The sequence below is a fragment of the Salinigranum rubrum genome (assembly GCF_002906575.1).
GTDB lineage: Archaea > Halobacteriota > Halobacteria > Halobacteriales > Haloferacaceae > Salinigranum > Salinigranum rubrum.
Genome location: NZ_CP026309.1, coordinates 102,960 through 128,887, shown reverse-complemented (window position 1 = coordinate 128,887; position 25,928 = coordinate 102,960). Strand labels below are relative to the sequence as shown.

The window sequence follows — 25,928 nt, the reverse complement described above, 5'->3', positions numbered from 1 at the left end:
TATCAGTGTGTGGGGCGCGGCAGGAGACAGAGCGCGACGCGCGAACCGTCACCGACGGCGCGGGAGGTGCGGAGACGCGACGACGCTACGCGTCCCTGACCCGCTCGAACGCCCGCGCGACCCGGAGGAGCGCGCGGTCCTCACACCGACCGGCGACGAACTGGACGCCGACCGGGAGGCCGTCCCCCCCGTCGGGGACCGTCACCGCCGGGACGCCCGCGAGGTCCGCCGGTCTCGTGTTGTACGCGAGCGGGACGTCCAGCCCCTCGCTCTCGCCGTAGCTGTGGGGCTTCTGGGCCCCGAGTTCGGGGGCGACGACGGGCATCGTCGGCGCGACGAGGGCGTCGTGTCCGTCGAGCGCCGCCTCGAACTCCGCGAGGAGCGTCGCGCAGACGTTCCGCGCGCGGGTGTAGTGCCGACCGCCGTACCGGTCGAGGAGAACCGCACCGACCAGCGCCCGTTCGCGGACGACGTCGCCGAAGCCGACGCCGGCAGTCGACTGCTGGGCGGCGGTCGCGTCGAGGCGCGCGAGGTCGTAGGGGCCGGGGCGGTCCAGCGGGAGCGAGCGACGGCGCAGCGCGGCGGCGAACTCGACGTTGGTGATGGCGTTCCAGACGTAGACGGCGTCGGCGACGGTCGGGAGCGAGACGGCTTCGACCGTCGCGCCGGCGGCTTCGAGCGACGACACCGCCGCTTCGAACCGCTCGCGGACCGCGTCGGAGACGTGATCAGCGAGCAGTTCGTCGGGGACGCCGAACGAGAGGTCGCCGGGTGATGGGGCGGACGAGAGCGCCTCGGCACACGCGCCGACGCCCGTCCGGTCGGCGATGGCGGAGGCGGGGTCGCGCGGGTCGTAGCCCCCGACGACGTCGAGGCCGAGCGCGGCGGTTTCGACGTCACGCGCGAGCGTGCCGACGTGGTCGAGCGACGGCGCGAGGTCGACGAAGCCGTCGCGGGGGACGGTTCCCCAGGTCGGCTTGACGCCGACGACGCCGCAGAACGACGCGGGGATGCGGACCGACCCGCCGGTGTCACTCCCGAGGGCGAGGTCCGCGGACCCCTCGGCGACGGCCGCGGCGCTCCCGCTGGACGACCCGCCCGCGACCCGGTCGGCGTCGGCGGGGTTCGTCACCGGGCCGAACCCGCTCGTCTCGCTCGTCGGCCCGTAGGCGAGTTCGTCCATGTTGGTCTTCCCGACGAGTCGAGCGCCCGCGTCGAGCAAGCGGTCGACCACGACGGCGTTCCGCCGGGGGATCACTCCCTCGAAGACGCGCGACCCGCACGTCATCGGGACGCCCGCGACGGCGAGGTTGTCCTTCACCGCCACGTCCAGTCCGGCGAGCGGGCCGTCGGCCCCGTCGAGAACGAACCGCGTGACGTAGGCGTTGTGCGGGTCGTCCCCCTCCCCGGGGTGGGTGACGTCGCGAACCGTGACGTCCCGGGCGGCGTCCGGCGACGCCAGTTCGTCGAGCGCGGCGTACCCATCGAGTTCGGCGTTCACGCTGTCGGTGAACCGCTCGGCCTCGGCGTCCGTGAGGTCGAACCCGAGCGACTCGCCCGCTTCGGCGACCCGGTCGGGTGAGACCGGCGGGAGCGACGGGGTCACCAGCGACCCCTCTGTCGTGACGGCGGACGGTAGGTCGTACAGGACATACCACTCACACACCACGAGGGGGACATAACCGTTCGGGTGGTCCCCGGACGAGAGAGTGCGGAGCGTGGTCGTCCGGGGACGAAGGTGAACGCACGCACACGAGGCTGAAGTCGGCAACCCCGGTGTCCTCCCGAGGAACTTTGCCGTCGCCTCTCGTGAGTCGCGTGTGAACATCACAGCTGTCAAGCCGTTCGTCGTCGACGCCGACTGGCGGAACTGGTTCTTCGTCAAGGTGGAGACGGACGAGGGGATACACGGCATCGGCGAGGCGCTGAGCGGGGAGGGGTTGACCGCCGCGCTCGAAGCGACGACGGAGGCGCACAAGCACTACGTCATCGGGGAGGACCCGCTCAACCGAAAGGCCATCTCGCGCAAACTCAGGCGCTACCCGTTCGCGTGGCGCGGCGGGAAGCTCATCAACGCCGTCGCGGCCGCCATCGACATCGCGCTGTGGGACATCGCCGGGAAGTACTACGACGAACCCGTGTGAAAGCTCCTCGGCGGGAAGGTCCACGACGAGATACCGGTGTACGCGAACGGGTGGCACATCGGCGAGCGGACGCCGGAGAACTACGCGCACCACGCGAAGAAGGCCGTCGAGGAGCAGGGGTATCCGGCGCTCAAGTGTGATCCGTTCGCTCACTACGAGTACTCGCTGACGGACGACCAGATACAGGAGGTCGCGGACCTCCTCGAAGCGGTCCGCGACGCCGTCGGCTGGGACGTCGGCATCGGCCTCGACTGCCACGGGCGGTTCACCCGACGCGGGGCCATCGAGGTGGCGAACGCCCTGGAGGAGTACGACATCATGTTCCTCGAAGAGCCGGTCGAACTGGAGGACAGAGAGGTGATGGCGGACGTGACCCAGCACGTGAACGTGCCCGTCGCCACGGGCGAGCGCATCTACAACAACGAGACGACCGAAGAGATCGTCCGGAAGCAGGCCTGTGACATCATCCAGCCCGACGTGACGAACTACGGGAGCCTCCAGGACATCCAGCACGCCGCGGCCATCGCGAAGTCACGCTACATGACCATCGCGCCGCACAACCCGAACGCGGGCGTGAGCACCGCCGCCTCGTTACACCTCTGTGCGGGGTTCGAGAACCTCGAAATCCTCGAACACATGAGCCGGGACGTCCCGTGGGGCGACGAGGTCATCCAGCACGAGTTCGAGGTCGAAGACGGGGCGATAGCCGTCCCGGACGAACCCGGTCTCGGCGTCACCTTCGACGAGGACGCCGCGCGCGCTCACCCCGGCGAACCGAAGGACAGCCACAGTCTGTTCGACGCGGACGGCGCGCTGAAGCGGCCGTGAGTGACGACGGAACCACACGCCGACGGGCGTGAGCGGAGATCATGACGGGACGGGGACACACCTTGACACCGACCCGTCGCTCGTCGACTGAACCGCCGGTGCTCATGCTGCCCTTCGAACCGCTCGACGTCATCGAGCGACGGCGCCCGAGGGTGGATGAACGACCGAGGGGGGCGTCTCACTCGACGGGAGTCGGAGAACTTCGCCGTCCCCGCGTGACCGCACGCTCCGGAAACGACCGACGAACTACATCGATAGAAATAGTTGAATTCACTGGAGCACGTCTGCTCGGGGCGTTCAGTAGTAAGGATAACCGACGTGAGCGGAATCAGTGAGAACCCCGATGCCATTCTCTTTAGTTCACGATTATTTCGAGGGTAGCCTAACTATAGTAGTATTTTTGAATATCTAGAGTATTACACAACTATTAGACCTTATCTCCGGTTAATACCAAATATCGCAAATTTTGTTCTCACTCGTCGAAAGATTTAATTATCTCTGTTCTGTTGACGGGGTCGAAGACGTCGGTCGGCGCGATACGCGCATCACGACGTAGTCATTTACATCGATACTATTGTAACGGAATATATGTCGGCGGTACGACGGCTATTTATAAATGTTCGTCTCTCACGAACGCAGTAGCGACTCGAAACGAAACTTCTCGGGACGCTCGGGATACGCTCCACCTGAAACGTTCAGTGCCTTCGAACGGTTCTCGAGAGACGGACGTTTATAAGAGATGGGCGTGCCATGACGGGCGCATCCGAGGGGAATGAAGAGGAGCAGCGACGAGTTTCGTCCGAGTTTCGTGCTATCATACCACATAGTTTCGCGGTCGAAGTATAAGAACGTCCCGCATGTCCGAACGAACGAGCACCGGGAGCCGACTCGGTCACGAACGTCTATAGGGATTGCCGTTCCAGAGGAAGTATGACAGAACGCCGGGGACGGACGGAGGGAACGCAGGTGCTACAGACGACGGCCGCCTCGCTCCAGCTCGTCGACGAGATTCTCGAACTCGGGGGGGCAAGCCTGTCCCAGTTGGTCGAGGCGACGGGGCTGGCCAAGAGCACCGTCCACAGCCACCTCCGCACGCTCTCGGAGTACGGGTACGTCGTCAACGAGGACAACCGGTACCACCTCGGGGCGAAGTTCTGCCACCTCGGCGATTACGTTCGGACGGGCAAGGAGTACCACCGAATCGCCGAGGAGGTCATCGCGGGACTCGCCGAGGAGTCGACGATGGAGGTCGACTTCGCCGTCGAGGAACACGGCCGCGTCGTCTCCCTGTACGGGAACCTCGACTTCTCGAACATCCCGCGGTTTCTCATCGACGGCAGCCCGTTCCACGTCCACACGACCGCCTCCGGGAAGGCCATCGTCGCCCAGTACGACGAGGAACGCGTCCGCGCCATCATCGACCGGTGGGGGCTCCCGGCGGCGACGGAGCGGTCGATCACTACCGAGGAGGAACTGTTCGAGGAACTGGCACGGGTACGCGAGCGGGGCTACGCCGAGAACCGTGGCGAGGCCATCGAGGGGTTCTGGGCGATAGGGAAGGCGGTGATGTCGCCGCGGGGGGAAGTGTACGGCTCGCTGAACCTCAGCGGACCGGAGTACCTCGTCGACGACGAGGTCCGAGCGACGCAGGCCGACCTCCTCTCGCGGGCCGTCGAGACGTTCGAGCGCGAGGTCGAACAGCTGTATCGACCGGCGTCGGACGCGACCGAAGAGTGAGTACGGAATCTGTGTACGCTCTCCATGGAAAACGTGGACAAATTTTTTATGGATGTTTTTCGTGGTTCGAACCATGGTCGCGAGTCCACCGATCGACGAGTTACACTACGACGACGCACCGGACGTGGACGCGGTCCCCGGGCCGAACTCGCGCGAACTGCTGGAGCGACAGCGCGAGATAGATTCGAGCGCAGTCGCCTACCCCGAGGACGTTCCAGTCGCCTTCGAGGAGGGCAAGGGCGCGACGGTCCGCGACGCGGACGGCAACACGTTCATCGACATGTTCGCGGGTATCGGCGTGTTGAACGTCGGCCACGCGAACCCCTACGTGATGGAGGCGGTCCACGAACAGGCGGACAAACTCGTCCACACCGTGGACTTCCCCACCGAGGCACGGCTCGAACTCATCGAGAAACTCGACGAAATCGCCCCGCCCGGACTTCGCGGCCAGAACCGCGTCGTCTTCGGCGGTCCCACGGGGAGCGACGCGGTCGAGGCGGCCATCAAACTCGCGAAGTACAACACCGGCGGCGACGGCCTCATCGCGTTCCGCGGCGCGTACCACGGCGCGACGAGCGGCGCGATGAGCCTCACCGGCAACAAGAAGTTCAAGGGCGAGTACACCCCGCTGCTGTCGGACGTCGTCCACGCCAAGTACCCGACGCCTGCGACCGACTCGAACGGGGACGCGGCGGCGCTGTGTCCGCGCGACGGGGGCGCATGCTGTGAGTCGTTCTCGTGTGCGCGGGCGCTTCGAGAAGTGAAAGAGATACTCGAAGACCCCTACGGCGGCCTCGCCAACCCGGCGGGCATCTTCGTCGAACCCATCCAGGGCGAGGGCGGCGTCATCGTCCCGCCGGAGGGCTTCCTGACGGGTCTCCGCGAACTCGCCGACGCCAACGACATCCCGCTCATCTTCGACGAGATTCAGAGCGGCTTCGGTCGCTCGGGACAGTGGTGGGCCTCCGAGTGGTACGACGTCACGCCGGACATCATGACGACGGCCAAGGCGCTCGGCGGTGTCGGCTTCCCGCTCTCGGCGACGATCTACCACGAGGACCTCGACACGTGGGGGTCGGGCGACCACGCCGGCACCTACCGGGGCCACGTCGTCGCGATGCGCGCCGGTTCCCGCGCCATCGAGTACATCCAGGAACACGACCTGCTCGCACACGCCCGCGACCTCGGCGAGTACATCCGCGGACGCCTCTCACAGGTCGCCGCGGACAACCCCCGCATCCTCGACGTGCGCGGGAAGGGGCTGTTCGTCGGCTGCGAGTTCGTCGACAGCGACGGCAACCCGGACGGCGACGCCGCCGACGCGCTTCAGGACTACTGCTTCGAGCACGGCGTCCTCGTCTGGAAGGCGGGGCGGCACGGCAACGTCCTCCGGTTACTCCCCCCGCTCGTCCTCACGGAGGACCTCGCCGAGACGGCGATGGACGTCGTCGTCGAGGGCATCGAGACCGTGACGGCGGAGGCACAGCACGCCTGAACGGGGGAGCGAGATGTCCACAGACCCAGTCGTCACGGACGACGCACCGCGGAACGACAACCCTTACTCGCAGGGGGTGCGCGCCGGCGACACGCTGTACGTCTCCGGCTACGGCCCGGTCGACCCCGAAACCGGCGAGGAGGTGACGGGAGCCATCGAGGAACAGACCGAACGGGTCCTCGACAACGTCGCCGCCGTCGTCAGGGCGGCGGGCGGCGACGGCCTCGACGACATGGTGAAGGTGACCGTCTACCTCACCGACCTCGACGACTACGACCGGGTGAACGAAGCCTACGGCGCCCGGTTCGGCGACGACCCGCCGGCGAGAGTCTGCGTCGAGGTGTCGCGCCTTCCAGGAGAGGTCCGCGTCGAGATGGACGCCGTCGCGTATCTGGGTTGAGTCGGGCGATCAGTCGTTCAGTTCTTCGACCCGGCGCTCGCGGCGCTCGGCCGCGGCGTCGACCCGTTCGAGGAACGCCGTCATCTGTGCTTTCATCTCCGAGCGGACGGCCGTCGCGTCGAAGTCGTCCGACTCGCCGAGCAGGCGGACGAACGCGCGGAGTTCCTCGTCGGTGAGGTCGTCGAACGCACCCGAGTCGAGTTTGTCGACGACGGCGTCGACGTCGATTCGGCCCACCGGGTCGACGTTGAAGTCGACCGTCACCATCCGGTACTCCGAGTCGGCCAGTTCCTGCTCCGCCCTGTTGACGCCCGTCGCGAGCATGTGTTTGAACGGGGTGTGATAGCCCATCGTCCCCAGGTGGAGAAAGGCGAGCATGTCCGTGATGCCCCGGGTGTACGCCTCGCGGTTCTCGTCGTCGGGGTTGAACACCGTCTCGCGGTCGCGCGCCTCCAGGTGTTCGAAAAGGATAGTGAAGTCGAGGATGGCGTTCCGGAGGCGGCGGCGGATGCGGTTGCGCTTCTGTTTCTTCGAGTGCTCGGTGTAGTCGGTCTTCCGGCCGAGGAGGAACTCCCGGTCGCTGGGGGTGAGGATGCCGCGGTCGCGGTCGGCCGAGAACGCGAGGTCCGTCGCTCGAGGCTCGTCCGCAGGCGTCCCGGCGTCCCCGTCCGCATCGGCGTCGGCATCGGCGTTCTTCATACACGGTTTTCGTTGACCGTCACGATTAAGCGTTACGCCGCTCGCTCGGTCGAGAGCGGGGCGTATCGAGGGTTTTCTCGCGTCTCGTGAGGAGTGAAAACTGTGTACAGCGATGGGAGGCGGCGCGACCGATGGCGTGGCGGACGTGGACGCCGGTGTCGCCAGGGAGGCGCCCGGACATACACGAAAACTGTACTCACCGGAACCGATTACCACAAGTTTTATCTACTACATTGACAATTGTCGTGACGGACGGCACCGAATACCATGGTAGCGGAGGGCAGTCTCATGCCAGTACCCAAACGCACTCGACGATACGACCGCGGAGTACAGTCTGATCACCACCGACTCGGACGCGGAGGTGGTTCGCGGTGAGCACCTCCGGCGGTGCCGTGAGCGAGTTCCTCGACGAAATCGAGCCGACCATCTTCGGGGCCGGGGCGGCCATCACGCTGCTTTTCGTCGTCGCCTTCGCGGTGAGTCCGGACGCGGCGTACAACGTCGTAGACGGGATACGCGTGTGGATCCTCGCACACTTCAACTGGTTCTTCCTCTTCGTCATGCTGGGGTTCGTACTCTTCCTCGGCTTCCTCATCTTCGGACCCTGGGGCCGACTCAGGATGGGTGACGAGGACCCCGAGTACAGCTACTTTTCGTACTTCGCGATGATGTACTCCGCCGGCCTCGCCGCCGGCATCGTCTTCTGGGGCCCAGCCGAGGCGTTGTTCCACTACTCGACGGTCCCGCCCATCTACGACGTGTCGGCGGAGTCGGCGGCGGCGATGCCAGTCGCGGTGCAGTACTCCATCTTCCACTGGAGTCTCACCCAGTGGTCGTGTTTCACCGTGATGGGCATCGGCATCGGCTACTTCGTCTACAATTACGACGCCCCGCTGCGGGTCTCGGCGGTGCTGACGCCGGTCCTCGGTGCGGACAACGTCAACGGTCCGGTCGGGAAAATCGTCGACATCCTCGCCGTGTTCGCGACGCTCGGGGGCGTTGCCACCTCGCTCGGCTTCATCGGGAGCCAGTTCATCACCGGCCTCGACTTCCAGTGGGGGGTTCAACTGGGTGACATCGGAACCATCCTCGTCATCACGGGGATGACGGTCATCTTCACCATCTCGCTGGTGCTCGGCGTCGACAAGGGTATCCGGCGGCTGTCGAACTTCAACATGGCCCTCTTCCTCCTGCTGATGGTCGCGACGCTGATCTTCGGCCCGACGGTGCGCATCCTCGAACTCGGCACGCAGGCGACCGGGAGGTTCGTCGGCGAGTTCTTCCAGACGAGCCTCTACACCGACTTCACGAACGGCGGCGACTGGGCGAACGCGTGGACCGTCTTCTACTGGCTCTGGCCGCTCGCGTGGTCGCCCTTCGCGGGGCTGTTCATCGCCCGTATCTCGCGCGGCCGGAGCGTCCGCGAGGTCGCCTTCGCCGGGATCGGCGCGACGTCGATGGCGACCATCCCCTGGTTCGCCATCGTCGGCGGATCGGCGGTCATCATGCAGCACACGGGGGCGGCGAACCTCCTCGGTCCCGTCACCGAGTACGGCGAATCCGTCTCGGGCTACGTCCTCTTCGGGGCGCTCCCGCTCGTCGGGACGGTGCTCCTCTTCGCCTTCCTGCTCCTCGTGACGACGTTCTTCGTCACGTCGGCGGACTCCTCGACGCTCGCGGTGTCGATGATGACCACCGGCGGGAAGGAGCACCCCTCCTCTATCAACCGAGTCTTCTGGGGCGTGCTGCAGGGGCTCGTCGCCTCCATCCTGATGGTCGTCGGCGGTGTGAACGCGCTCCAGTCGGCAGCCATCATCACCGGCGCGCCGTTCGCCGTCGTCTGTCTCGTCGCGATGCTCGGGCTCATCCGGACGTTCCAGAAGGAGACGGGCGGCGTCTTGCTCCAGGACCGGACGAACATCTTCGGCAAGCCGAGCAAGAGTGACGGCTCCTCCGGGCGGGTGGTCGCACAGGACGACGACTGACCGCCCGCTCGCCCCGTCGGCGTCTCCCCTCCCTCGGCTTCCTCCGACATCTTCAGGGAAATTGTACCAAGATTTAATTGACACCGGATACACCTTCTGTGTATGGACAGGGACACCGCGGAACCGAAAGCGGAGGCGCTGCCCGGTCCCAACGCGCAGCGGTGGATCGAGTTTCACGCCGAGCGTGCCGCCCCGAGCGAGTACTCCCACGACTTCGTCTGGGACATCACCGCCGAGGCGGACGGGCCGTTCGTCACCGACGTCGACGGGAACGTCCTCCTCGACTTCACGTGCCACATCGGCGCCGCGCCGCTCGGCTACGACAACGAGAAGGTGCTCTCGAAGCTCCGCGAGTTCGACCTCGTCGAGCCGCTGAAGATCGCCGGCCAGGACCTGTACTTCGGTGCGGGGCCCGACCCCGCGACGGCCGACTTCCCCAGTTCGAGCCACCTGATGAACCGCCTCGTCGACGTCTCGGACGAGTACGGGATGGACACGGTGTTCCTCTCGAACTCGGGCGCGGAGGCCGTCGAGAACGCGATGAAGATCACCCACGACCACAACCCCGCCGCACAGTACGGCGTCGCCTTCTCGGGGAGCTTCCACGGCCGCACGCTGGGAACGCTCTCGCTCACGAAGGCGAAGGACGTCTACACGCGGCACTACCCGCAGGTCGCCGGTATCGAGACCGTTCCGTTCTGTGACGACCGCGGCTGTACCCCCGACACGTGTGACTGTGGGTTCTTCGCGGGAGGGGAGTCGCGATTCCGGTCGATGCTCGCGCCCGAGGGCGGGCACATCGACCCCGGCGAGGTCGCCTTCGCCGTCCTCGAACCCATCCAGGGGGTGGGCGGCTACCGCTTCCCGAGCGAGTCGTTCATGGCCGAGGTGGGCGACGTCTGCGACACCTACGACATCCCGCTCGTCGTCGACGAGATACAGTCGGGCGTCGGGAGAACGGGGGAGATGTGGGCGTCGAACCACTACGCCATCGACCCGGACGTCATCTGCGCGGCGAAGGGACTGCGGGTCGGCGCGACGGTGTCCCGAGCGGAGATTTTCCCCAGCGAGAAGAACCGGCTCGGGTCGACGTTCGGCGGCGGCGACATCCTCGCGTCGATGTACGGGGCGTTCACCCTCGAAGCCATCGAGGAGCACGACCTGCTGGCGAACGCGACCCAACGGGGCGAAGAGGCGAAGGAACGACTCCGCGACGGCGCGCCCGACCACGTCGAGGACGTCCGCGGGAAGGGGCTCATGCTCGCCGTCGAGTTCGATTCGGCCGAGCGACGGAACGCGGTCGTGAAGGCCGCGCTCGACCGCGGCATGCTCACCCTCGGCTGTGGGAAGAAGACGATCCGCCTCCTCCCGCCGCTCGACGTGACCGAGCGGGAGATCGAGATGGGGACGGAGATATTCCGCGAGGCGATGGACGCCGTCGCCTCGACGGCGACCGCCTGATACTCCGACCGCGGACTCGGCTACTCGTCGAGGCTGTGGTCGACCACGGTAACGGGTGAGAGGTCGTCGAGCGCGCTGAGCACGCCCGTGAGGTGTTCCGCGCCGCTGCCTTCGAGGCCGATTCGAACCGGTGTTCGGTTCGGGTCGTCCGCCGCCGTCGGCCGCGCGCGTTCGAGTTCGTCGAGTTCGGCTCCCTCCGCTTCGACCGTCTCGGTCACGTCGCCGACGCTCGTCGGCCACCCGCGGAGCGCGAGGCGCGCCTCGACGTAGCGGTCGAGTTCCATCAGCCCCACCCGCGTCAGGTCGGCGTGGTCGGAGAGGTTCGTGTTGCCGCCGGAGACGACGCAGGCGACCCGCTCGCCCGCGACGTCGACGGCGCCCGAGAGGAGCGCGGCGACCGGGGCGGCACCCGCCGCCTCTGCCACCGTTTTCGCCCGCTCGGCCAACAGCGTGGACGCCACCGCGAGGTCCGTGTCTGTCACCGCCACCACGCTATCGACCCGCTCGCGTATCACGGCGAACGTCTTCTCCAAGAGGCGGGCGTCGGCGATACCCTCGGCGACGGTGTCGACCTCGTCCAGACGGTGGATGGCGTCGCGTTCGAGCGAGGGCCCGGCGTGGGCCGCCCCCTCGGGCTGGACGCCGACGACTCGTGTGTCGGGGACGTGCGCCTTCAGCGCCGTCGCGACGCCCGAGATGAGGCCGCCGCCGCCGATGGAGACGAGCACGGTGTCGGGGTCGAACTGCTCGCGGAGTTCGAGGCCGACCGTCCCCTGGCCGGCGATGACGTCCCGGTCGTCGAACGGGTGGACGAACGCTCTCTCCTCCCGGTCGCGGAGTTCGAGCGCGTGCTCGTACGCCGGTTCGTAGCTCTCGCCCTCGACGACGACCTCGGCGCCGTAGCCGCGCGTCGCCTCGATTTTCGCCGCGGGCGTCACCCTGGGCACGACGATGGTCGCGTCGATGCCCAGCAGTCGGCCGGCGAGCGCGACGCCCTGCGCGTGGTTCCCGGCGCTGGCGGCGACGACACCACGCTCGCGTTCTTCGTCCGAGAGTCGAGCCATCGCGTTGTACGCGCCGCGAATCTTGAACGACCCCGTCCGCTGGGTGTTTTCGAGTTTGAGCCCGACCGCCGCGGCGCCACAGCGCTCGGCGAGGGTGGTCGAAGTGTCGAGCGGCGTCCGGTGGACGACGCCGTCGAGGCGGTCGCGGGCGGCCTCGACGTCGGCGAGCGTGACGATGTCCGACGCGGGGGGACCTGCGCGCCGCTCACGGTTCGCCTTCCTCCACAGCCAGGATGGCGCCCGTCAGCACCTCGACGCCGATGGGGAGGCTCCGCTCGTCGACGTCGAACGTCGGGGTGTGGTGACTCGTCGGGTGGTCCGTGCCGACGACGAGGTAGGTGGCGAGGCCGCCCTCCTCCTGGACCCGTTCCATGAGGAACGTCGCGTCCTCGCTGGCCCCGAAGTCGGCCAACGAGACCACGCTGTCGACGCCGTCGGTGTCGCGGGCGACGTGTTCGACGACGGCGGCGAGTTCGGGGTCGCTGTCGGCCCGGGGGCTCTCGCTCACCACGTCCACCTCCGCCCGACAGCCGTGCATCTCCGAGGCCGTCTCGAACCGGTGGACGACTTCCGATTTGACGTACTCCATGAGCGCCGTCGTCTCGCCGCGGGCCTCCGCGACTGCGGTGACCTGCTCGGCGACGATGTTGCTCGCGGTCCCGCCTTCGACCCGGCCGACGTTCACCCGCGTCATCCCCGCTGAGTGTCGCGGGATCCCGTAGACGTTCTCGATGGCGGTGCCGAGCGCCTGGATGGCGTTGTTCCCCTCCTCGGGGGCCTTCCCGGCGTGGGCCGACGTTCCCCGGATGTCGACGTCGAGGTGACACATCGCCAACGGTCGTTCGATGCCGGCGACGACCTCTCCGGTGGGGTGGTCGAGGCCGACGTGGACCGCGAAGAGGTAGTCGAGATCGGCGGCGTAGTCGCTTTCGGCCATCGGATGCCCCCCGCCGGAAACCTCCTCCGCGGGCTGGAAGAACACGACGAGTCGACCGTCGAAGTCACTCTCCTTGATGGCTTCGAGCGTCGCGAGCCCCCACGTCATGTGGGCGTCGTGCCCGCAGGCGTGCATCGTCTCTCCGGTCTCCGAGTTGAATCCCTCCTGTGCGGGGAGGTGTTCTCGGTCCTCGGACTCCTTGATAAACAGCCCGTCGATGTCGACGCGGAGGCCGACGGCGGGACCGTCACCCCGGTCGAGGACGGCGACGACGCCGGTGTTCCCGCCGGCCATCTTGTCGAGGAGTGCGGGGTCGACGTTCCGGTCGCGGGCGCGGTCGTACCACTCCTCCAGCCGGTCGTCGGACGGGACCGCCATCCGGTCCGCGGGGTCGTACGCGTCGGGACCGACCGCGAGTTCGTCGACGCCGATCCGTTCGATCTCCTCGACGAGGCGAGCAGTCGTGTGGAACTCACACCACCCCGGCTCCGGATATCGGTGGAGTTCGCGTCTGAGTTCGGGCAGTCGCTCACGAATCGGCTCATGAATCGACTCGACCATGGCTCTCACTACCACTCTCCATCTACTTAATACCGAACGGCGGAGACGAAAAAGCATAAGCCGGCACCAACCGACCGGAAGCGTACGTGACCCGACCGTCGTCTCGGACGGGCTGTCGTGACTGTGTCCCGGTCGTCGCCGACCCTGTCGGCGACAGCCGGTACCGACTCGCGACGGGCCGTATCCGGGTTCTGACGGGCGGGGCGGAGCCACCCACCCATGAGCGAGAACACCGACCCCGACCCGGACGTCGTCGTCCTCCGCGAGGGGACCGAGGGCCTGTCGATGGAATCGTACGCCGAGACGCTGCGCGAACGCCTCCCCGACCGGCGGGTCGCGCTCGCCCGTACCCCGAAGCAGGAGCGCGAACTCGCCCCCAGAGCGCGGGTCGTCACCGGCATCACCATCGACGAGGACCTCGTCGTCGACTCGCGGATGGAGGTGTTCGCCTGCACGTTCGCCGGTATCGACCACCTCCCGAAAGAGACGCTCGAAGAGCAGAGGATCAGGGTGACGAACGCCGGCGGCATCCACGCGCCCGGCATCGCCGAACAGGCCGTCGGGAACATGCTCGTCTTCGCTCGCCGCCTCCACGAGGGGTGGCGGCGCAAGCAGCGCTCGGAGTGGCGGCACTTCCAGTCGAGGGAGTTCACCGACTCCACGGTGACCGTCGTCGGCCTCGGCTCCATCGGGGAAGCCGTCGTCCAGCGCCTGCAGGGGATGGAGGTCGACACCATCGGCGTCCGCTACACGCCCGAGAAGGGCGGCCCGACGGACGAAGTCGTCGGCTTCGACGAGGACGCGATTCACGACGCGCTCTCGCGGAGCGAGTACGTCGTCGTCGCCTGCCCGCTCAACGACCTGACGCGCGGGCTCATCGGCGAGGCGGAACTGGCGACGATGCCGCCGGAAGCCGTTCTCGTCAACACGGCGCGGGGAGGAATCGTCGACACCGACGCACTCGTGGCGGCGCTCCGCTCGAACAAGATTCGCGGGGCGGCGCTGGACGTGACCGACCCCGAGCCCCTCCCGAGCGAACATCCGCTGTGGGACCTGGAGAACTGTCTCATCACGCCTCACACGGGCGGTCACACCCCGAAACACTGGGACCGACTGGCCGACATCGTCGCGCGGAACGTCGAACGACTCGACACGGGCGAAGAGTTGGAGAACCTGGTCCTCGCACCGAGCGAGGACTGACCGGGTCCGACACGCCCTCGCGGGCGTGTTTCGGGGGGTTTCAGGCGTTTACCGTTCGGTCGCTCAGGGCCAGAGCCCGCGCGTCGACTTCGCCTCGCCGATGCGCGAGAGGGCGACGACGTAGGCGGCGTCGCGCCACGTCAGGCCGCGGGCGTCGACCTCCCGTCGGACGGCGTCCCAGGCGCCGAGCATCTCGGATTCGAGTTCCTCGTGGACGCGGTCGAGCGACCACTGCCGGCGGTTGATGTCCTGGAGCCACTCGAAGTACGAGACGGTCACCCCGCCGGCGTTCGCGAGGATGTCGGGGATGACCGGGACGTCTCGCTCTTCGAGGACGGCGTCGGCGGCGAACGTCGTCGGGCCGTTGGCTCCCTCGACGACCATGTCCGCCGAGACGTCGTGGACGTTCTCCGTCGTGACGACGTTGCCGACGGCCGCCGGGACGAGCACGTCGACGTCGAGTTCGAGCAGTTCGGCGTTCGTGAGCGTCTCCGGCGCGTCGTACCCCGAGACCATGCCGGGTCGCTCGTCGTGCGCCTCGACGTCGTTCGTGTCCAGACCGGCGGGGTCGTAGATGGCGCCGTCGACGTCGCTGACGGCCACCACCGTCGCACCCCACTCGTCGAGGAGACGCGCGGCGGGCGCGCCGACGCTCCCGAACCCCTGGACGGCGACGGTCACGTCGGAGAGGTCCCAGTCGTAGTAGTCGACGGCCTCGCGGGTGACGATGGCGACCGACCGACCGGGAGCCCCTTCGCGCCCGTGAGAGCCGCCGATGACGGGCGGTTTTCCGGTGACGACGCCGGGCGTGGTCTCGCCGGACTGCATCGAGTACGCGTCCATGAACCACGCCATCGTCTGGGCGTCGGTCCCCATGTCCGGGGCGGGGACGTCCGTCTTCGGCCCGATCACGTCGCGGATCTCCTCGGCGAACCGCCGGGTGAGTCGTTCGCGCTCCCCAGACGAGAGCGTCCGCGGGTCGACGGCGACACCGCCCTTCCCACCGCCGAACGGCAGGTCCATCACGGCGCACTTCCAGGTCATCCACATCGAGAGACCGATACACTCCTCGGCGTCGACCTCCGGGTGGTAACGCAGGCCGCCCTTGTACGGACCGCGGACGTCGTCGTGCTGGGCGCGGTAGCCCGTGAACACCTCCAGCGAGCCGTCGTCACGACGGAGCGGGACGGACACCCGGGTGAGTTTCGTCGGGTGCTTCAGCCGCTCGACGACGCCCTCGTCGACGTCGGTGTGCGTGGTCGCCCGTTCGAGTTGTCGCCGGGCGGTCGCCAGCGCGGAACTCGGTTCGTCGTCGTTCCCCTCGGCCGTGGTCGGGGAGTGCTCGACGGGGGCATGGTCAGGCAGTGAACAGCCGTCGTGGGAAGTCAGCGAGCGGTTCCGCTCCGGTGGACGTGACGCGGAACGTCTCCGAGAGTTCGACGCCGAAGTCGTCGAACCACAGCCCCGGAATCGTGTGGAACGTCATGTTCTCCTCCAACACGGTCTCGTCGCCGGGGCGGAGGCTCGCGGTGTGTTCACCCCAGTCCGGGGGGTAGCCGAGCCCCATCGAGTAGCCGATTCTATCCTCCTTCTCGACGTCGTGCTTCGCGATTTCGTCGCGCCAGGCCTTCTCGACGGCCTCGCAGGTGACGCCCGGTTCGACGGCGTCGAGGGCCGCCTCCATCCCGGCGACGACGATGTCGGCCGTCTCCTGAACCTCTTCGGGCGGGTCGCCCACGAACGTGGTCCGCGCGAGCGGGGAGTGGTAGCGGTGCCGACAGCCCGAGAGTTCGATGATGACCGGGTCGCCGTCTTCGAAGGGCCGGTCGGTCCACGTCAGGTGTGGCGTCCCGGTGTGGTCGCCCGAGGGCATCAGCGGGACGATGGCGGGGTAGTCGCCGCCGTACTCCCCCGTGCCCTCGATGAGCGCCGAGTAGATGGCCTCGGCGGCCTCGTACTCCGGGACGCCCTCGGCGATGGTGTCGAGGCCGGCCTGCATCGCGTTCTCGGAGATGCGCGCGGCCTGCCGCATGTACTCGATTTCCCGGTCGGACTTCTTCACCCGGAGCCAGTTCACGAGGAGCGTCGTGTCATCGAACGTGGCTTCGGGGAGGTTCTGTTGTAACCGAGTGTACGACTTCGCCGTGAAGTAGTACGCGTCCATCTCGAGGCCGATGCGGCCCTCGTCGAGGCCGAGGTCCTCCAGCACCTCGGCGACGAAGTCCATCGGGTGGAGGTCGTACGGCGAGTGGACGTGGTCGTCGCTGTACGGGCGGATGCTCTCTTCGGCCAGGGTCGTCGTGGCCCGCGCGCCGTTGGCGTCCATCTGACGGCCGATCCAGACCGGTTCGTCGCGGTCGGGCGTGACGACGACCCCCTGGTGGACGTAGAACGACCACCCGTCGTACCCCGTCAGGTAGTTCATGTTCGCCGGGTCGGTGACGAACACCGCGTCCAGCCCGCGCTCGCGCAACTGCTCTTTCGTCCGGGCGATACGCCGCTCGTACTCACTCCTGTCGAAGACAGCCTCGGGCATGGTAACGGCTCGCTTACCCGTTTCGTGAACCGCTGTCAAAAGTGTTGTGTGGGTGAGCACGAGTGCGGGGGGTCGGCCGGTCGGGTATCCCGGCGACGGATCGACGCCACGAATACAATTACTTCTACATCTCGATTGCGAATCGGCGGAGTGGTTCGACCGAAGAGGGACCGGGCATCGAGACGAGAGCCCAATCGGAATCCCGTCGAGAGACGGCGCCTGGACCGGAGAGACAGTGACTGAACCGGAGAGACAGTGACTGAACCGGAGAGACAGTGACTGAACCGGAGAGACAGTGACTGAACCGGAGAGACAGTGACTGAACCGGAGAATCGACGGCTCGGTCGGTAGTATGGTCGGCTGACCGGTCTAGAGACCGGACGGTGCAGACCGACGGGACGACACCGACGAAGCGGCGCCGGTCGACCGACTCGTCGGTCGTCACCGCCTTTTCGCCCGATTCGACAAAACGGGTTGGATACTCAGGGGGTTGGCTTCACGCCTCGTCGACGAGCGAGCCCATGACCTCGTCGGCCGTCGCCGGCACGTCGAAGTCGTGGAAGTTCTCGCCCTTCTCCTTCGAGAGGATGTTGAGTGCGGCCGCGGCGCCGTCGCCCGCGGAGATGACCGCCTGCCACTCTTCGACGCGGACCATCGCACCGGTGGCGTAGGCATTCTCGACGCTCGTCTCCATCGTCACGCCGACGTCGACGACGTCGTCCGTGAACGCACACCCGAGGTCCTCCGCGAGGTCACGGTTCGCGCCCGTGGCGAGGACGACGTAGTCGGCGCTGTGCTCGCCGTCGTCGGTGGTGACGGTGAAGCCACCGTCGGTCGCGTTCACGGATGTCACTTCCGCCTGGTTGCGCTCGACGCCGAAGTCGTCGACCTGGTCGCGGAGGATCGACATGTAGTTCGAGCCGTCGACGGAGCCGATGCCCGGGTAGTTGAACAGGTGTGCCTTGTGCATCCACGTGCCGTCCGTGTCGAACACCACGGTGTCGAGGCCGTTCTTCGCGGTGAACAGTGCGGCGGTGAGGCCGGCGGGACCGCCGCCGACGACGAGTACGTCCGTCATACGGTATTTTGTTCGAGCGCCACGGTGATAAAAGCAAAGTTCGGGGCAGTGTGAGTTGTCCGCCGACGGACGCGCTAAGGGTCGTACTTCCACTCGCTCTCTTCGTCCGCACCGAGGCTGTCGGCGGCGTCGGTGTCGGCTTCGACGTTCGCCTCCTCCGTGAGCTGGACGTACGCTCGGGAGGTGACGGCGACGCCGAAGACGGTCGTCACCGACCCGAGGAGGACGGTGACGACAGTGGTGAGAAGCGGGATGCCGACGAAGCCGACGAGGCTCCCGACGCCGGTCACCACGAGGCCGATGACGAAGACGACCAGCGCGAGGCCGAACAGTTGGAGGCGGTGGCCCGAGGTGAGCTCCCAGCTCGCCGAGAGCGCGTCGATGAAGTTCTTGTCCTCGACGGCGATTTCCTGGCGGACGAAGAAGAAGGAGAGGGCGAGAAACACCCCGGGCACGACGAGGAAGAGGAGGCCGACGCCGACGAGGATGAGGACGACGAGGCCCCCGACGAAGCCGTTGAGCGTCGCCGAGAGGAGGTTCCGCGAGACGAACTCGTCGGGAATCGTCTCGGTCTCGTCGCTGACGAGCGTCCGGACGGCGACGATGCGAACCGCCTCGGCGACGAACGCGAGGACGGCCACGAGGCCGAGCGCGACCGGGAGCGGAAGCGGGAGCGACAGCGGCGTCGCTTCGGCGCTCGGAAGGGTCGTGGTCGGAGCGGGCGAGGCGTCGGAGGGGAACTGGCTGACGGTCTGTTCGACGAAACGGGCGGTGGCCGCCGCGAGCGTCTGGCCGGCCACGGCGTCGGCGATGCCGAAGACGACGAAGACGACGGCGAGGAGGAGACCGTTTCGCTGGAACGTGCGGTCGAGTCCGTCCGAGAGGGCGTCGGAGATATCCAGGGACATCGGTGTTGGATGGACAGTCACCCGAACGGATGTTAAGGGTTGCTGGTCGGCCCCTCCGGTGGAGATGCGAGCGTGAACCGCGGTGTCTCCCCTGCGAGGAGCAGTTGTATTTTTGTCACTACACGTCGAAGTGTGAGAGGCAATGGCAGACACGTTCGCGTACACGTCGGCAGCGGTACTCGCATCGCGGATCAGACGGGGCGACCTCTCACCGGTCGACGTCGTCGACGCGTGTCTCGAACGCATCGACGCGCGGAACGAGGACATCAACGCGTTCGTGACCGTGCTGGGCGACGACGCGCGCGAGCGTGCGGAGGAGGCGGAGGCCGCGGTGCGTCGCGGCGAGGAACTCGGCCCGCTCCACGGCGTTCCCATCGCCGTCAAGGACCTCTTCGACTTCAAGGCCGGGGTGCGGAACACGATGGGATCGGTCCCGTTCGCGGAGTTCGTTCCCGAGGAGTCGGCGACGTACGTCCGACGGCTGGAGGAGGCAGGGGCCATCGTCCTGGGGAAGACGAACACGCCGGAGATGGGACACAAGGGAACGACGGACAACCGGCTCTTCGGCCCGACGAGCACGCCGTTCGACCTCGACCGGAACGCGGGCGGGTCCTCGGGTGGAAGCGCGGCCGCCGTCGCGGACGGCCTCGTCCCCATCGCGCAGGGCTCCGACGGCGGCGGGTCGGTGCGCATCCCCGCGGCGTGGTCGGGCGTGTACGGCTTCAAAGCGACCTACGGTCGGGTCGCCCAGGCCATCCGCCCGGACGCGTTCCTCTCGCACACCCCGACCATCCACGCCGGCCCGCTGACCCGGACCGTCGAGGACGCCGCGCTGATGCTCGACGTGATGACCGGCCCCGACCCGCGCGACCCGCTGAGCGTGCCCGAGGAGCCACACGACTTCCAGGGGGCCGTCCGTCGGGGAATCGAGGGGCTGGAAGTCGCGTACAGCCCCGACTTCGACATCTTCCCCGTCGACGACCGGGTTCGAGCGGTCGTCGACGACGCGGTGACCGCGTTCGAGACGGCCGGGGCGACCGTCGACGAGGTGTCGCTCGGACTGACCCACGACCAGTTAGAGCTGGCCGACCTGTGGATACGCGAAATCGGGATGCTGTACCACTCGGCCGTCGAGGGGTTCAAAGACGAGGGGCTGGACCTCCTCGGCGACCATCGGGACGACCTCACGCCCGAGTTCGCCGACCTGCTGGAGGAGACGCGCGACCAGTCCGTCATCGACTACAAGCGCGACGAGCACCTCCGGACCGAGGTGTACGACGCGGTCCAGGACGTCTTCACCGTCGAGGGGTACGACCTCCTCGTGACGCCGACGCTCGCCGTCCCACCGGTGGAGAACGACGACGGAGGGACGGGACAGACCGTCGGCCCCTCGGAGATAAACGGCGAACCGGTCGACCCGCTCATCGGCTGGTGTCTCACCTACCCCATCAACTTCACGGGCCATCCGGCGGCGTCCATCCCGGCGGGCTTCACTGACGGTCTCCCGGTGGGGATGCAGCTCGTCGGCGACCGGTTCGACGACGAGACGGTGTTCGCGGCGAGCGGCGCGTTCGAGCGCGTCCGCCCCTGGCACGACGCCTACCCGCCCCGGTGACGTCTGCGGCACCGGTCGTCGAGAGAGCGGGTCGAAGAGCCTCGCTCGAACGAAGCGGAACAACGGGGGAGGACGCAGGACCGTGTTAGGGACCGGGGCGGACGTCGAGCGACGGCTCTCGCCCGAGAGAATCGAGCGACCCGCGGGACTGAATGATGTTGAACGCGGTGACGAGGTCCGACCGGGAGACGAGGCCGACGAACTCGCCGTCTTGGACGACGGGGAGACGACCGACGCCGTGTTGCTGCATCATCGTGATGGCCTCCATCGCGTCGGCGTCGGGCGCGATGGTCGCGAGTTCGTCCGCCATCACGTCGTCGACGCGGTAGGCGTCGCGTTCGACCTCGCGCACCTCGCGGGCGTCGTCGAGCGTCACCATCCCGACGAGGTGCCCGTTTCGCATCACTGGGTAGCCGGTGTGACGCTCGCGGAACATCCGCTCGAGGAGTTCGGCGATGGAGGTGCGCTCGTCGACGACGTGGAGTTCCTCGCGGGGCGTCATGATGTCGCGGACGATGACGTCCTGGAACGCCGCCTTCATCACCGTCTGCTGGGCCTCGCTGGACGCGCCCATGTAGATGAAGAAGGCGAGCGCGACGAGGAACAGGTTCGCGAAGAGGCCGAACAGCCCCAGGAGGAACGCGAACACCTTGCCGACCTCGGCCGCCAACTGGGTCGCGCGGGCGTGCGGACGGTTGCGCGCGAGGAGCGCGCGGAGGACGCGCCCGCCGTCCATCGGGAAGCCCGGGAGCATGTTGAACACCGCGAGCGCGACGTTCGTCAGCGCGAGGTAGCCGAGGACGAACTGCACCGGATCGCCCAACGGGAGCGCGACGAAGCCGACGTAGGAGACGACGCCGACGAGGACGCTCACGACCGGACCCGCGACGGCGATGTTCAGTTCCTGCTTCCAGTCTTCGGGAATCTCGGTGAAGCGGGCGACCCCGCCGAAGAGCCAGAGGGTGATGGATTCGATTTCGTAGCCGTAGCGCATCGCGACGAGCGAGTGGCCGAACTCGTGGAGTAAGACGCCGAAGAACAGCCCGAGGGCGGCGGCGCTCCCCAGCACCCACCGCATCGACCCGGCGGTGAGCGGGTCCGGCGCGATTGCGGTCCCGAAGAGGCCGTTTATCACCCCCGTCAGGTTCGCGATGTCGGAGCCGATGAGCCAGGCGAACAGCGGGAGCACGAGGAGAAAGGTGACGTCGAGACGGATGGGGATTCCGAACGCGCTCCCGATACGGATTCCTCGCATACGAGTAGGTAATCGGTTGAGGTTCTTAAACGGACGTGTCTGCCGTGAGAACGTCGTGCCGTCGGACGGGGGAGGAGCGATTGATAAACAGGTGGCTCCAGGGAACGTCCGCACAGTACACGGGCACGGTGAACCGCAGCCTCGTCCTCCCGACCCTGCTCGTCAGACCTCCTGCACCACACCAGCCGCTCGGGACAGCCGTACACCTCGTGTCGGAACCCGCCTCACGGGGAGAAGTCGAACCGAAACTAGCCACCCTTCCGGCGACAGACCTTACACCGGCCGCGACGTGGTCTATCCCATGAGCGAAACCACCACCGACACCGAACCACAGCCGCTCGTGCGACGCGCAGAAGAAATCGAGTACGAGGACGTGAGTGCGGCAACGGGGATGAAGAAAGGCGTCCTGGTCTCAGAAGCCGACGGCGCGCCACACTTCGCAATCCGGCGGTTCACGCTCGCGCCGGGCGCGGAAGTGCCGAGACACACCAACGAGGTCGAACACGAACAGTACGTCCTCGCCGGCGAGTACACGGTCGGCATCGGCGACGAGGAGTTCTCGGTCGAGGCGGGCGACTCGCTTCTCATTCCCGCCGGCACGGTCCACTGGTACCGGAACACGGGCGAAGAGGAGGGTGCGTTCATCTGTGCGGTACCCAACGGCGACGACGCCATCGAACTCGTCGACGACGACCGCTGAGTCGAGCCGCGTTCGAGAACCCCGACGGAGACGGACACGTACCGTCGACCAGACGGGGTTATGACAGGGGTTCGGAACGTGTTTTCAGCGGGTGTAGTCTATCGAAGGACGAGGCGGGAGGACCGCACAGAACGTCTCAATGTCGTGAAATTCACCGCTACTGACTCCGAAGAGAATTGGGTGAGAACCCGGTTAGAACTCGGAAAACCGCTTTCATATCAGTCGAGAGAGCAGTAGTCGCGGCGACACGCCGCAGAACCATGACAGACGACGAGTCCCCGACCGACGACCCACAGTCCAGCCCGGAGTTCGCGCGCGTCATCGCGCGAGTCCGAGACCAACTGACCTCACGACGCGGCTTCCTCGCCGGTTCCGCCGCGCTCGGTGCGGGGGCGCTCAGCGCGAGCGGCCTCGCGAGCGCGGACGAACACGAGGGCGAGTCCGGAAACGGCCGTGGCAGCGGAATGGGAGAGGAGAACCCGTTCAGCCAGGCCGGAACCGACGTCGACGTCCTCAACTACGCGCTGACGCTCGAACACCTCGAAAACGCCTTCTACCGCGACGCGATTCTCAGCCGGGAGACGGTGATGTCGGCGGAGCCGCTCCAGCGGTTCCCCGAGGAACTCCTCAACGAGGTGTACGACAACATCCAGCTCATCGGCGAGCACGAGTCGACCCACGTGGACGTGCTGACGACCGCCATCCGGACGCTCGGCGGCGAACCCGTCCAGGCGGCCGAGTACGACTTCGGCGTCCCTCGAAACAGCGAGATGGGTCCGATGCAGTTCCTCTCGACCGCACAGGCGCTGGAGAACACCGGCGTGATGGCGTACGCGGGGGCGCTCGACCTCATCGAGAGCCCCGACCTCCAGACGGCCGCGGCGACCGTCGCCACCGTCGAAGCCCGCCACGCCTCGTATCTCAACCTGCTCAACGGCGGCGTGCCGTTCCCCGACGCGTTCGACGAGGCGCAGTCGATGGACGAGATCCTCGACGTCGCCGGGCAGTTCATCGTCGAGTAGGCACACCGCTGCGCGCATTCGGAGGGCGCGAGGAGAGGGCGAGGAAAAGAGAGAGGAGGCGAAGAGGAGAGAAGAGGAGAGGAGAGAAAAGAGAGAGGAGGCGAAGAGGAGAGGAGAACGACGGGCGTGCGGCTCGCCCGTTTCGACACGAATTTTTCGGGAGTATCTCGCCGAGTCGGTCCGACCGCCACCGGGAGACGAACCGCTGAAATACCCCGTTCTCCTACTCGAAGGCGTGTCACAGCAGGTCGGGCAGGTCGACACGCTGTTCCTCCACGAACGGGGCGAGAACTTCCTCGTGGTGGTCCAGCGCGACGGCAAGCGGGTGTTCCGGGCGGTCCTCGAGCTGAAGGAAACCTCCGCGGGGCCCCGTCCGGCGAAGTTCCGCATCAAGCGCGGTTCCTCCGAGGAGCCGCGCGACCCCCAGCAGTTCGTCGAACTCGCCCGCCGCGCCGCACGGATTCGAATCTCACAGCAGACCTCGAAGCACGCTCGGACCCGACTGAAGGAGATGCTCGACGGTTACCAGCTAGAGGCGCTGACGGTCCGGACCTGCCGGTACTGCGCCTCGAACGGGCGCTACTCGCCCATCACCGAAGAGACGGCCATCAAGGCCGACCGCGACCACGTCTGCCCCGACTGCGCCCGCCGCGAACTCGAACGCGAACTGTCCTTTTCGGGAGGTATCACGGGCGCGGCGAAGGACCGCCTCGAAGAACTGCTTCTCGCGACCCAGGACCTCGACAAGGTGACGAACCTCTTGCAAGGAGGGCTGAACCCCGAACTCACCAAGTTCGACGAGGTCTCCGCCACTGTCGAGGACGTCGACCCCGTTCCCACGTCCTCGCTTGACCTCCACCCGACGCTGCAGTCGCGCGTGGAGGGGCGGTTCGACACCCTCCTCCCCGTCCAGTCGCTGTCGGTCGAGAACGGCCTCTTCGAGGGGAGGGATCAGCTCGTGGTGAGCGCGACGGCGACCGGGAAAACGCTCGTCGGCGAACTCGCCGGCCTCGACAGGGTGTTGAAGGGGAGAGGCAAACTCCTCTTTCTCGTTCCCCTCGTCGCGTTAGCGAACCAGAAGCACGAGGACTTCGAAGAGAGGTACGGCGACATCGCCGACGTCACCATCCGGGTGGGGGCCTCGCGCATCTCCGACTCGAACGCGTCGTTCGACCCCTCCGCGGACATCATCGTCGGCACCTACGAGGGCATCGACCACGCGCTCCGCACGGGGAAGAACCTCGGCGACATCGGCACCGTCGTCATCGACGAGGTCCACACCCTCAAGGAGGAGGAACGCGGCCACCGCCTCGACGGGATGATATCCCGACTGAAGTACTACTGCGAGCGCCGAGCCAGGTCGAAAGAGACGTACGAGGGGGCGCAGTGGGTCTACCTCTCCGCGACCGTCGGGAACCCCGAGTGGCTCGCTCGCAGACTCGAAGCGACGCTCATCGAGTTCGAGGAGCGTCCCGTCCCCATCGAGCGGCACGTCACGTTCGCCGACGGACAGGAGAAGGCCAGGATCATCGACAAACTCGTCAAGCGGGAGTTCGACAGCGAGTCGTCGAAGGGGTATCGAGGACAGACCATCGTCTTCACCAACTCGCGACGGCGCTGTCACGAACTCGCGCGGAAGATCGGATACGACGCGGCGCCGTACCACGCCGGGCTGGACTACGGCCGTCGAAAGCGCGTCGAGCGGATGTTCGGCGACCAGGACCTCGCGGCGGTCGTCACCACGGCGGCCCTCGCCGCCGGCGTCGACTTCCCCGCCTCGCAGGTGGTGTTCGACTCGCTGGCGATGGGGATCGAGTGGCTCTCCGTCCAGGAGTTCGAGCAGATGCTCGGACGCGCAGGAAGGCCGGACTACCACGACAGGGGGAGAGTGTACCTCCTCGTCGAGCCCGACGGCGCCTACCACGGCTCGATGGAGATGACCGAGGACGAAGTCGCGTTCAAGCTCCTGAAAGGCGAGATGGAGGACGTCGCGACCGTCTACGACGAGGCCGCCGCCGCCGAGGAGACCCTCGCGAACGTCATCGTCGCCGGCAAGCGCGCCAAGGGGCTGAACGACCGGATGCTCGGCGACATCGACACGACGCGGTCGGTCGGACGCTTGCTGGAGTGGGAGTTCATCGACGGCTTCGAGCCCACCCCGCTGGGGAACGCCGTCTGTCGGCACTTTCTCACCCCGTCGGAGGCGTTCACCCTGCTTGACTGCATCCGGAACGGGTTCGGTCCCTACGAAGTCGTCGCCGAGATGGAGCTGCGCGACCAACACTGATGGGGTCGGCACTCCG

General features: G+C 67.1%; 21 protein-coding genes. 12 read left to right on the top strand and 9 right to left on the bottom strand.

Features of this window, described 5'->3' with window-relative positions; genetic code table 11:
• Nucleotides 1–85: 85 nt before the first annotated feature.
• Nucleotides 86–1,666, bottom strand: coding sequence for an amidase (locus C2R22_RS00625; protein WP_245902842.1), 1,581 nt, complete (start codon nucleotides 1,664–1,666; stop codon nucleotides 86–88).
• Nucleotides 1,667–1,820: 154 nt separating this feature from the next.
• On the opposite strand from C2R22_RS00625, the gene C2R22_RS26025 reads away from it, so the two are divergent.
• The 5 genes from C2R22_RS26025 (at nucleotide 1,821) to C2R22_RS00605 (ending at nucleotide 6,604) form a co-directional block, all read left to right on the top strand.
• Nucleotides 1,821–2,144, top strand: a complete 324-nt coding sequence (locus tag C2R22_RS26025; RefSeq protein WP_245902841.1) for an enolase-like domain-containing protein — start codon at nucleotides 1,821–1,823, stop codon at nucleotides 2,142–2,144.
• A 36-nt stretch (nucleotides 2,145–2,180) separates the two neighbouring features.
• The gene (locus C2R22_RS00620; protein WP_245902840.1) at nucleotides 2,181–2,972 is read left to right on the top strand and encodes a mandelate racemase/muconate lactonizing enzyme family protein; all 792 of its coding nucleotides are present in this window, start codon (nucleotides 2,181–2,183) and stop codon (nucleotides 2,970–2,972) included.
• A 930-nt stretch (nucleotides 2,973–3,902) separates the two neighbouring features.
• The gene (locus C2R22_RS00615; protein ID WP_103423852.1) at nucleotides 3,903–4,709 is read left to right on the top strand and encodes an IclR family transcriptional regulator; all 807 of its coding nucleotides are present in this window, start codon (nucleotides 3,903–3,905) and stop codon (nucleotides 4,707–4,709) included.
• 73 nt (nucleotides 4,710–4,782) lie between these two features.
• Nucleotides 4,783–6,204, top strand: coding sequence for an aspartate aminotransferase family protein (locus tag C2R22_RS00610; protein ID WP_103423851.1), 1,422 nt, complete (start codon nucleotides 4,783–4,785; stop codon nucleotides 6,202–6,204).
• Between the two features lie 13 nt (nucleotides 6,205–6,217).
• Nucleotides 6,218–6,604 (top strand): Rid family detoxifying hydrolase, encoded by a 387-nt coding sequence (locus C2R22_RS00605; RefSeq protein ID WP_103423850.1) that lies wholly within the window; start codon nucleotides 6,218–6,220, stop codon nucleotides 6,602–6,604.
• 9 nt (nucleotides 6,605–6,613) lie between these two features.
• On the opposite strand, the gene C2R22_RS00600 is transcribed toward C2R22_RS00605, so the two are convergent.
• On the bottom strand, nucleotides 6,614–7,303 hold the full coding sequence (locus tag C2R22_RS00600; RefSeq protein WP_245902839.1) for a hypothetical protein: 690 nt from the start codon (nucleotides 7,301–7,303) through the stop codon (nucleotides 6,614–6,616).
• A 371-nt stretch (nucleotides 7,304–7,674) separates the two neighbouring features.
• On the opposite strand from C2R22_RS00600, the gene C2R22_RS00595 reads away from it, so the two are divergent.
• Together C2R22_RS00595 and C2R22_RS00590 are read left to right on the top strand one after the other, a co-directional pair.
• The gene (locus tag C2R22_RS00595) at nucleotides 7,675–9,288 is read left to right on the top strand and encodes a BCCT family transporter (protein WP_103423849.1); all 1,614 of its coding nucleotides are present in this window, start codon (nucleotides 7,675–7,677) and stop codon (nucleotides 9,286–9,288) included.
• Between the two features lie 102 nt (nucleotides 9,289–9,390).
• Nucleotides 9,391–10,749, top strand: coding sequence for an aminotransferase class III-fold pyridoxal phosphate-dependent enzyme (locus tag C2R22_RS00590; RefSeq protein WP_103423848.1), 1,359 nt, complete (start codon nucleotides 9,391–9,393; stop codon nucleotides 10,747–10,749).
• A gap of 20 nt (nucleotides 10,750–10,769) precedes the next feature.
• Here the strand turns inward: C2R22_RS00590 and ilvA are convergent, their stop codons facing one another.
• Together ilvA and C2R22_RS00580 are read right to left on the bottom strand one after the other, a co-directional pair.
• Nucleotides 10,770–12,041 (bottom strand): threonine ammonia-lyase, encoded by a 1,272-nt coding sequence (gene ilvA, locus C2R22_RS00585; RefSeq protein ID WP_103423847.1) that lies wholly within the window; start codon nucleotides 12,039–12,041, stop codon nucleotides 10,770–10,772.
• Nucleotides 12,019–13,311: an amidohydrolase gene (locus C2R22_RS00580; protein WP_394342373.1), complete on the bottom strand. Its 1,293-nt coding sequence runs from the start codon at nucleotides 13,309–13,311 to the stop codon at nucleotides 12,019–12,021. The genes ilvA and C2R22_RS00580 overlap by 23 nt, the downstream gene beginning before the upstream one ends.
• A gap of 219 nt (nucleotides 13,312–13,530) precedes the next feature.
• Here C2R22_RS00580 and C2R22_RS00575 point away from each other — a divergent pair, with 219 nt between their 5' ends.
• The gene (locus tag C2R22_RS00575) at nucleotides 13,531–14,511 is read left to right on the top strand and encodes a D-2-hydroxyacid dehydrogenase (protein WP_103423846.1); all 981 of its coding nucleotides are present in this window, start codon (nucleotides 13,531–13,533) and stop codon (nucleotides 14,509–14,511) included.
• A gap of 63 nt (nucleotides 14,512–14,574) precedes the next feature.
• On the opposite strand, the gene gdhB is transcribed toward C2R22_RS00575, so the two are convergent.
• The 4 genes from gdhB to C2R22_RS00555 all read right to left on the bottom strand — a co-directional run bounded on the left by gdhB (nucleotide 14,575) and on the right by C2R22_RS00555 (nucleotide 19,033).
• Nucleotides 14,575–15,876, bottom strand: coding sequence for a glutamate dehydrogenase GdhB (gene gdhB, locus C2R22_RS00570; protein ID WP_103423845.1), 1,302 nt, complete (start codon nucleotides 15,874–15,876; stop codon nucleotides 14,575–14,577).
• Nucleotides 15,869–17,047, bottom strand: coding sequence for a M24 family metallopeptidase (locus C2R22_RS00565; protein ID WP_103423844.1), 1,179 nt, complete (start codon nucleotides 17,045–17,047; stop codon nucleotides 15,869–15,871). Before C2R22_RS00565 ends, gdhB begins: the two co-directional genes overlap by 8 nt.
• Nucleotides 17,048–17,543: 496 nt before the next feature.
• Nucleotides 17,544–18,125: an NAD(P)/FAD-dependent oxidoreductase gene (locus C2R22_RS00560; RefSeq protein WP_103423843.1), complete on the bottom strand. Its 582-nt coding sequence runs from the start codon at nucleotides 18,123–18,125 to the stop codon at nucleotides 17,544–17,546.
• Between the two features lie 74 nt (nucleotides 18,126–18,199).
• A complete protein-coding gene (locus C2R22_RS00555) occupies nucleotides 18,200–19,033 on the bottom strand; it encodes a hypothetical protein (protein WP_216824774.1) in 834 nt (277 codons plus the stop codon).
• Between the two features lie 142 nt (nucleotides 19,034–19,175).
• On the opposite strand from C2R22_RS00555, the gene C2R22_RS00550 reads away from it, so the two are divergent.
• Complete coding sequence (locus tag C2R22_RS00550; RefSeq protein WP_103423842.1) at nucleotides 19,176–20,648, top strand: amidase; 1,473 nt, start codon at nucleotides 19,176–19,178, stop codon at nucleotides 20,646–20,648.
• An 85-nt stretch (nucleotides 20,649–20,733) separates the two neighbouring features.
• On the opposite strand, the gene C2R22_RS00545 is transcribed toward C2R22_RS00550, so the two are convergent.
• On the bottom strand, nucleotides 20,734–21,903 hold the full coding sequence (locus C2R22_RS00545; protein WP_103423841.1) for a CBS domain-containing protein: 1,170 nt from the start codon (nucleotides 21,901–21,903) through the stop codon (nucleotides 20,734–20,736).
• A 301-nt stretch (nucleotides 21,904–22,204) separates the two neighbouring features.
• On the opposite strand from C2R22_RS00545, the gene C2R22_RS00540 reads away from it, so the two are divergent.
• From C2R22_RS00540 to C2R22_RS00530, 3 genes are all read left to right on the top strand, one after another.
• Nucleotides 22,205–22,603 carry a cupin domain-containing protein gene (locus C2R22_RS00540; RefSeq protein ID WP_103423840.1) on the top strand — a complete coding sequence of 133 codons (399 nt, stop codon included), beginning with the start codon at nucleotides 22,205–22,207 and terminating at the stop codon, nucleotides 22,601–22,603.
• Nucleotides 22,604–22,863: 260 nt separating this feature from the next.
• A complete protein-coding gene (locus tag C2R22_RS00535) occupies nucleotides 22,864–23,625 on the top strand; it encodes a ferritin-like domain-containing protein (RefSeq protein WP_103423839.1) in 762 nt (253 codons plus the stop codon).
• Nucleotides 23,626–23,860: 235 nt separating this feature from the next.
• The gene (locus C2R22_RS00530; protein ID WP_103423838.1) at nucleotides 23,861–25,912 is read left to right on the top strand and encodes a DEAD/DEAH box helicase; all 2,052 of its coding nucleotides are present in this window, start codon (nucleotides 23,861–23,863) and stop codon (nucleotides 25,910–25,912) included.
• Nucleotides 25,913–25,928: the final 16 nt, after the last annotated feature.

What these genes read in the sequence shown, in the direction of transcription:
- C2R22_RS00535 (WP_103423839.1), top strand. Translation starts at nt 22,864, where the DNA reads ATGACAGACGACGAGTCCCCGACCGACGACCCACAGTCCAGCCCGGAG.
- C2R22_RS00580 (WP_394342373.1), bottom strand. Translation starts at nt 13,311, where the DNA reads ATGGTCGAGTCGATTCATGAGCCGATTCGTGAGCGACTGCCCGAACTC.
- C2R22_RS00610 (WP_103423851.1), top strand. Translation starts at nt 4,783, where the DNA reads ATGGTCGCGAGTCCACCGATCGACGAGTTACACTACGACGACGCACCG.
- C2R22_RS00565 (WP_103423844.1), bottom strand. Translation starts at nt 17,047, where the DNA reads ATGCCCGAGGCTGTCTTCGACAGGAGTGAGTACGAGCGGCGTATCGCC.
- C2R22_RS00545 (WP_103423841.1), bottom strand. Translation starts at nt 21,903, where the DNA reads ATGCGAGGAATCCGTATCGGGAGCGCGTTCGGAATCCCCATCCGTCTC.
- C2R22_RS00560 (WP_103423843.1), bottom strand. Translation starts at nt 18,125, where the DNA reads ATGACGGACGTACTCGTCGTCGGCGGCGGTCCCGCCGGCCTCACCGCC.
- C2R22_RS00605 (WP_103423850.1), top strand. Translation starts at nt 6,218, where the DNA reads ATGTCCACAGACCCAGTCGTCACGGACGACGCACCGCGGAACGACAAC.
- C2R22_RS00575 (WP_103423846.1), top strand. Translation starts at nt 13,531, where the DNA reads ATGAGCGAGAACACCGACCCCGACCCGGACGTCGTCGTCCTCCGCGAG.
- C2R22_RS00540 (WP_103423840.1), top strand. Translation starts at nt 22,205, where the DNA reads ATGAGCGAAACCACCACCGACACCGAACCACAGCCGCTCGTGCGACGC.
- C2R22_RS00615 (WP_103423852.1), top strand. Translation starts at nt 3,903, where the DNA reads ATGACAGAACGCCGGGGACGGACGGAGGGAACGCAGGTGCTACAGACG.
- C2R22_RS00550 (WP_103423842.1), top strand. Translation starts at nt 19,176, where the DNA reads ATGGCAGACACGTTCGCGTACACGTCGGCAGCGGTACTCGCATCGCGG.
- C2R22_RS00555 (WP_216824774.1), bottom strand. Translation starts at nt 19,033, where the DNA reads ATGTCCCTGGATATCTCCGACGCCCTCTCGGACGGACTCGACCGCACG.
- C2R22_RS00590 (WP_103423848.1), top strand. Translation starts at nt 9,391, where the DNA reads ATGGACAGGGACACCGCGGAACCGAAAGCGGAGGCGCTGCCCGGTCCC.
- C2R22_RS00600 (WP_245902839.1), bottom strand. Translation starts at nt 7,303, where the DNA reads ATGAAGAACGCCGATGCCGACGCCGATGCGGACGGGGACGCCGGGACG.